Genomic DNA, 6708 nt, shown 5'->3' on the forward strand with positions numbered 1-6708 from the left:
CCCTGTTCCTTGATAGCCACTTGAGAGCGGGACGAGAGCACACCGCCGGAGGGTTTGGCCTGATTCAACGTCACCCCATGAACAGGAGACCCGTTTCATGTCCCGTGTATCCACCGGCCCCAGTGAGCAGCCGACCACCGCGCACGCCCTGCTCAAGCGCCTGCGCGAGCACGGAGTCGAGAAGGTCTTCGGCGTCGTCGGCCGTGAAGCCGCCTCGATCCTGTTCGACGAGCAGGACGGCATCGAGTTCGTCCTGACCCGCCACGAGTTCACCGCGGGGGTCGCCGCCGACGTGCTGGCCCGCATCACCGGCCGCCCGCAGGCGTGCTGGGCCACACTGGGCCCCGGCATGACCAACCTGGCGACCGGCATGGCGACCAGCGCCCTCGACCGCTCCCCGGTCATCGCGATGGCGGCGCAGTCCGAGTCGCACGACATCTTCCCGAACGACACGCACCAGTGCCTCGACCTGGTCAAGATCGCCGAGCCGATCTCGAAGTACGCCGTCGAGCTGGAGCGCCCGCACGAGATCACCGACCTCGTCGACTCGGCCGTCTCGGCCGCGATGACGGAGCCCGTCGGCCCCTCCTTCATCAGCCTCCCGGTGGACCTGCTGGGCTCCTCCGAGGGCATCGACCTCGACAAGGACCACGGTCCCGCGCTCACCCCCGAGAAGCCGATCACCGCGATCCAGCCCGGTTGGGAGCAGCGCGCGGAGCAGGCCGTCGCCCTGGTGCGCGAGGCGAGCAACCCGGTGTTCGTCGTGGGCGCCGCGGCGATCCGCGCCGGCGCGGTCCCGCTGATCCGGGCCCTCGCCGAGCGCCTGAACATCCCCGTGATCACCACGTACATCGCCAAGGGCGTGCTCCCGCACGGCCACGAGCTGAACTACGGCGCCGTCACCGGCTACATGGACGGAATCCTGTCGTTCCCGGCGCTTGAGTCCCTGTTCGGCCCGGCCGACGTCATCCTCACCCTGGGCTACGACTACGCCGAGGACCTGCGTCCCTCGATGTGGGAGCGGGGCGGGGCGAAGCAGACCGTCCGGGTGTCCCCGACCGCCAACCCGGTTCCGCGGATCTACCGGCCCACGGTCGACGTGGTCACCGACGTCCTCGCCTTCGTCGAGTACCTGGACAACGGCACCGCGGACGTGGAGGCGAAGGACCGGCACGAGATCGCGGCCGTGCGCGAGCGGATCGGCGAGCTGCTGTCCGACCCCGAGTCGTACGACGACGGCATGCGCGTCCACCAGGTGATCGACTGCATGAACACCGTCATGGGCGAGACCGCCGAGGAGGCCGAGGGAACGATCGTCTCCGACATCGGCTTCTTCCGGCACTACGGCGTGCTGTTCGCCCGCGCCGACCAGCCGTACGGGTTCCTGACCTCGGCGGGCTGCTCCAGCTTCGGCTACGGCATCCCGGCGGCCATCGGCGCCCAGATGGCGCGCCCCGGCCAGCCGACGTTCCTGATCGCCGGCGACGGCGGCTTCCACTCCAACAGCGCCGACCTGGAGACCATCGCCCGGCTCAACCTGCCGATCGTGACCGTCGTCGTCAACAACGACACCAACGGCCTCATCGAGCTCTACCAGAACATCGGCCACCACCGCAGCCACGACCCGGCGATCAAGTTCACCGGTGTGGACTTCGTGCAGCTCGCCCAGGCCAACGGCGTCGAGGGTGCCCGGGCGACCACGCGCGAGGAGCTGCTCGCCGCGCTGCGCAAGGGCGTCGAGCTGGGTCGCCCGTACCTGATCGAGGTTCCGGTGAACTACGAGTTCACCGCCGGCGGCTTCGGAGCACTGAAGATCTGACATGGCCCAGACCGACCTTCCCGCCGCCTTCGGCTTCCTTGCCTCCGCCCACACCGGCGGGGGCAAGATCCCCGCGGCAGAGTTCACCACGCGGGGCCACCACACCCCGCTGTCCGAGCGGCTGCGCACGCAGACCGTGGACGCCGTCCTGGTCCGGCCCGACGGGGTCGCGCGCACTGCGCACGCCTCCGACGGGGACACCCTGGTGCTGTTCGCCGGGGAGATCTACAACCGTGACGAGATCGACGACGTCCTCGGCTCGCCCTCGAAAGCCTCGGACGCCGAAGTGGTCTCCGGCCTGTTCGAGAAGTACGGGCCCCACGCGTTCCGGTTGATCAACGGCCGGTACGCCGCGCTGCTCGTGGCGGGCACACACGTCTACGCCGCCACGGACCACGCGGGATCGGTGCCGCTGTACGTACGCCCCGAACCGGGGCACGTGCTGGCCGCCACCGAGGTGAAGGCGCTGGCGGAGGCCGGTGGGGCGATCCGCGGCGCCCCGGTCCCCGGGACGCGCCGCATCCGGAAGCTCCCGGGAGTCCACCAGGTTCCCGCCGGGTCGGTGCTCGACATCCGCGTGGACACCGGCGAGGTGACGGTGCAGCGCACCTGGACCCCTCCGGTGCACCGCCGCCTGGTGACGGAGAGCGAGGCTCTCGACAACGTCCGCGCGGCGTTGGAGAAGGCCGTGGTCCGTCGCCTTCCCGCCGGCGGCAGGCCGCTCGTGGTCCTGTCCGGCGGAATCGACTCCTCCGCGGTGGCCGCGCTGTCCGCCGGCGCGGCCGCGGCGGGGATCGACACCCTGTCGATGGGCACGGACGTCTCCGACGAGTTCCCCCAGGCCCGCGTGGTGGCGGAGCACCTGGACTCGCGGCACCGGGAGCTCACCGTCGGTTCCGGGGAGCTGCTGGCCCTGCTGCCGCACACCGTCCACGCGGCGGAGTCGTTCGACCCCGAGGTCATCGAGTACCTGCTGCCGCTGACCGCGCTGTACCGCCGCATCGACGGGCCGGCGCGGAGGATCCTCACCGGGTACGGGGCCGACATCCCCCTGGGCGGCATGCACCGGGAGGACCGGCTGCCGAACCTGGACACCGCGGTGGCCTTCGACATGGACACCTTCGACGGGCTCAACGAGATGAGCCCGGTGCTCTCGACGGTGGCCGGCCACTGGTCCACCCATCCCTACTGGGACCGCGAGGTGCTGGAGCTGCTGACGGTGCTGGAGGCCGGTCTGAAACGCAGGTACGGGCGGGACAAGTGGGTGCTGCGCGCCGCGATGTCCGACCTGCTGCCCGCCGAGACCGTCAACCGCCCCAAGCTCGGCGTGCACGAGGGCTCCGGGACGACCGCCTCCTTCTCCCTGCTGGTCCGTGAGGCCGGCGTGGCGGAGGACGACGTCCCGGCCGTCAAGGCGCGGGTCGTCCAGCAGCTGTTCGACCTGACCGTGGTCGGCCGCGTGCACCCGGACGACATCGCGGTCGAGGAGATCATCGGGGCGATCCTGGCCGAGGGCAGACGGTGACCGCGTACGAGCTCTTCCGGGGCAGACGGCTCGCCGTCGTCGAGTCGATGCTGCACGACGCGTTCTACTCCGGCATCCACCGCGCGCGGGACTTCGGCTGCGAGGTGTGGCTGCTGGTGCAGGGCGAGGAGTGGTACACGGGCGGCGGGCGACCGCTGTCCGAGCACCCGCTCGGCCGCGTCGACCGCGTGCTGCACGTCGACACGCACGACTGGCGCGCCGTCGTCGACGCCCTCACCGACGACGGCGGGAAGCCCCTGGTGGACGGGATCCTGTCGTTCTCCGACTACCACACGGAGGTGACCGCACGGGCGGCCGAGTCCCTGGGCCTGCCCTCCCAGGGACTGGCCGCGGTCCGCGCGGCCAACCACAAGCACCTGCTGCGGGCCGCGTTGGACGGGGACCCGGCCAACGTGCGGTGGCGGCTGGTGACCTGTGCCGAGGAACTGGACGAGGCGATCGCCCACGTCGGGCTGCCCCTGATCGCGAAACCCCCGTCCGAGGCCATCTCGTACGGCGTCCGCAAGTGCGCGACCCGCGCGGAGGCGGTCGAGGCGTGGCGGGAGCTGTCGGTCATCCGGCAGTCCCTGAGGGGGCAGCCGCGCCCCGGGTACGTGCTCGTCGAGGAGTTCGTCCAGGGCACCGAGGTCAGCGTCGAGTCGATGACCGTGGACGGAGTCACCCACTTCTTCGGCGCGACCTCCAAGTACCTGCACAAGGAGACCATGCTGGAGGAGGCCCACTCCTTCCCGCTGGCGCTCGAAGCCGAGGTCTGGGAGGGGATCCGGTCCTGCGTGGACCGCACCCTGCGGGCGATCTCGTACCGGCAGGGACCGGCCCACACCGAGGTGATGATCACCGAGGACGGTCCACGCGTCGTCGAGGTGAACCCGCGGCTGCCGGCCCACATGATCTCCACGATGGTCACCGACGTCTGCGGGACCAACCCCCATCTGGACGCGAAGCTGCTCGCCCTCGGTGCGGAGCACGCTCCGGACGGACGGCCCGGCCAGGGGGTGGCGGGCGGTGCCGCCGTGGTGGTGCTGTTCCCGGACGAGAGCGGCGAGTTCACCCGCATCGACGGCCTGGACGAGGCGGAACGGCTCGGCGTGTCGGTGCGCCTGCACCACGAGCCGGGCGACCTCGTCGCAGAGCGGCTGGACAACTCGGCCTCCGTCGGCTTCGTCTACGCCCACGGCGCCACCGCCGAGGAAGCGCTGGACAAGGCGCGGAGCGCGGCGGCACGCATCCACATCCACACCCGAAGGACGGCCCCGTGAGCGGTCAGATCAACTCGAGCGTCTCGCCGCGGTACGCGCAGATCCCCACCTTCATGCGGCTTCCGCACGACCCGGCGCCCCGGGGCGCCGACGTCGTGGTCATCGGGGCCCCCTACGACGGCGGCACCAGCTACCGTCCCGGTGCGCGGTTCGGCCCCCAGCAGATCCGCACCGAGTCCGGACTCATCCACGGCGTCGGCATCGACCGCGGACCCGGCGTCTTCGACCTGATCAAGGTGGTCGACGGCGGCGACATCGACCTGACGCCGTTCAACCAGCACATCGCCATCCGGACGGCCCAGGAGCACCTGTCCGCACTGCTCGCGGACAACGCCGCCTTCCTGATGCTCGGCGGCGACCACTCGCTCACGCTGTCCGCGCTGCGCGCCGTGCACGGCCGGCACGGCCCGGTGGCCGTCCTCCACCTGGACGCCCACTCGGACACCAACCCCGCCATGATCGGCGGGGAGTTCCACCACGGGACGCCGTTCCGGCACGGCATCGAGGAAGGGCTCGTCCAGGCGGACGCCATGATCCAGCTCGGCATCCGCGGGCACAACCCGAAGCCCGACAGCCTCGACTACGCGCGCGGTCACGGGGTGCGCATCGTCACCGCGGACGAGTTCGGCGACATGGGCGTGAAGGCCACCGCGGATCTGATCAAGGAGCGGGTCGGGGACCGCCCGGTGTACGTCTCGGTGGACATCGACGTCTTCGACCCCGCGTTCGCCCCGGGCACGGGCACTCCGGCCCCTGGCGGCCCCACCAGTCGGGAGGTGCTCGCCCTGCTGCGCACGGTCGGCGAGCTGAATCCGGTCGGATTCGACGTGATGGAGGTGTCGCCCGTGTACGACCACGCGGGGATCACCAGCCTCCTGGCCACCGAGGTCGGTGCGGAGCTGCTCTTCCAGTACGCCCGCGCGCACCAGACGAAGAAGAGGGAAGAGGAGAGGTAGGAATGGCCATTCTCGACGCCACCGAGCACCGGGAACTGCTGCTGTCGCTCGTGTCGCAGCTCCCCGCCGTGCCCCGTGAGGACCTGTACGGGTTCCTCGACGCGGCGCACAAGCTCGCGCAGCAACTGCCGTACGAGATCAGCGACACGCTCGACGCCTTCAACCAGGTCGGCAACGAGGACGGCTACCTGCTGATCCGGGGGCTTCCGGTCGAGCCGGACGACGAGCTGCCCACGACCCCGACGAGCACGCCGGCGCCGGTCGACCGGGACCGCCTCAACATGGAGGCCTTCCTCGCGATCGTCGGCCGCCGCCTGGGTCTGCACACCGGTTACGCGGAGCTGCGTTCCGGAACGGTCTACCACGACGTGTACCCCTCGCCGGGCGCGCACCACCTGTCGTCGGAGACCAGCGAGACCCTCTTGGAGTTCCACACCGAGATGGCCTACCACACGCTGCAGCCCAACTACGTTCTCCTGGCGTGCTCCAGGGCCGACCACGAGCGCAAGGCCCAGACGCTGGTGGGCTCGATACGCAAGGCCGTCCGGCTCCTCGACGAGGAGACGATCGACCGGCTGTACGAGGAGAAGCAGCCGTGCGAGGTCGACGTGGCGTTCCGCGGCGGGATCCCCGACCCCGGGGCCATCGCCAAGGTGAAGCCGCTGTACGGCCCCCAGGACGACCCGCTCCTGGGCTACGACCGTGAGCTGCTCAAGCCCCACGACGGCCCGGACGCCGAAGCCGTGGCGAAGCTGTCCCAGGCGCTCGACGAGGTGACCGAGGGAGTCTTCCTCACCCCGGGCGACCTCCTGATCATCGACAACTTCCGCACCACGCACGCGCGTACGCCGTTCTCGCCCCGCTGGGACGGCAAGGACCGCTGGCTGCACCGGGTGTACATCCGCACCAACTCCCACGGCCAGCTCCCCACGGGCGGCGAGCGCGCCGGCGACGTCATCACCTTCACCCCGCGCCGGTAGGCGCACCGCGAGGCCGTCGCGGGCCCGGGGGGGCGGGCCCCCCCCCCCCCCCCGCCCCCGGGCCCCGGGAGAAGCAAACCGCGCTGCAGGCCCCGCAAACCCCCGTTCCGCCGCGCGGGGACGCACGGGGCGAGGCACCACTCCCCCG

At 71.1% G+C, this 6708-nt stretch carries 5 protein-coding genes; all 5 read left to right on the forward strand.

Annotated elements, in window-relative coordinates; all coding sequences use genetic code 11:
- Window positions 1-97 precede the first annotated feature (97 nt).
- Genes ACIQFX_RS31540 through cs1 form a run of 5 tightly spaced genes read left to right on the forward strand, consistent with a single transcriptional unit; the run spans window position 98 to window position 6560 of the window.
- Complete coding sequence (locus ACIQFX_RS31540; protein WP_402470268.1) at window positions 98-1819, forward strand: thiamine pyrophosphate-binding protein; 1722 nt, start codon at window positions 98-100, stop codon at window positions 1817-1819.
- A gap of 1 nt (window position 1820) precedes the next feature.
- Complete coding sequence (locus ACIQFX_RS31545) at window positions 1821-3344, forward strand: asparagine synthase-related protein (RefSeq protein WP_402470269.1); 1524 nt, start codon at window positions 1821-1823, stop codon at window positions 3342-3344.
- Window positions 3341-4624: an ATP-grasp domain-containing protein gene (locus tag ACIQFX_RS31550; RefSeq protein ID WP_402470270.1), complete on the forward strand. Its 1284-nt coding sequence runs from the start codon at window positions 3341-3343 to the stop codon at window positions 4622-4624. Before ACIQFX_RS31545 ends, ACIQFX_RS31550 begins: the two co-directional genes overlap by 4 nt.
- A 53-nt stretch (window positions 4625-4677) precedes the next feature.
- The gene (gene speB, locus ACIQFX_RS31555; RefSeq protein WP_402470337.1) at window positions 4678-5580 is read left to right on the forward strand and encodes an agmatinase; all 903 of its coding nucleotides are present in this window, start codon (window positions 4678-4680) and stop codon (window positions 5578-5580) included.
- Window positions 5581-5582: 2 nt separating this feature from the next.
- Window positions 5583-6560 carry a clavaminate synthase Cs1 gene (cs1, locus tag ACIQFX_RS31560; RefSeq protein WP_402470271.1) on the forward strand — a complete coding sequence of 326 codons (978 nt, stop codon included), beginning with the start codon at window positions 5583-5585 and terminating at the stop codon, window positions 6558-6560.
- Window positions 6561-6708: the final 148 nt, after the last annotated feature.

The organism is Streptomyces sp. NPDC093089, assembly GCF_044754405.1.
Lineage (GTDB): Bacteria > Actinomycetota > Actinomycetes > Streptomycetales > Streptomycetaceae > Streptomyces.

Bases quoted from the DNA above. Each gene is read 5' to 3' on its own strand.
- ACIQFX_RS31540 (WP_402470268.1), top strand. From the start codon at position 98: ATGTCCCGTGTATCCACCGGCCCCAGTGAGCAGCCGACCACCGCGCAC.
- ACIQFX_RS31545 (WP_402470269.1), top strand. From the start codon at position 1,821: ATGGCCCAGACCGACCTTCCCGCCGCCTTCGGCTTCCTTGCCTCCGCC.
- speB (WP_402470337.1), top strand. From the start codon at position 4,678: ATGCGGCTTCCGCACGACCCGGCGCCCCGGGGCGCCGACGTCGTGGTC.
- cs1 (WP_402470271.1), top strand. From the start codon at position 5,583: ATGGCCATTCTCGACGCCACCGAGCACCGGGAACTGCTGCTGTCGCTC.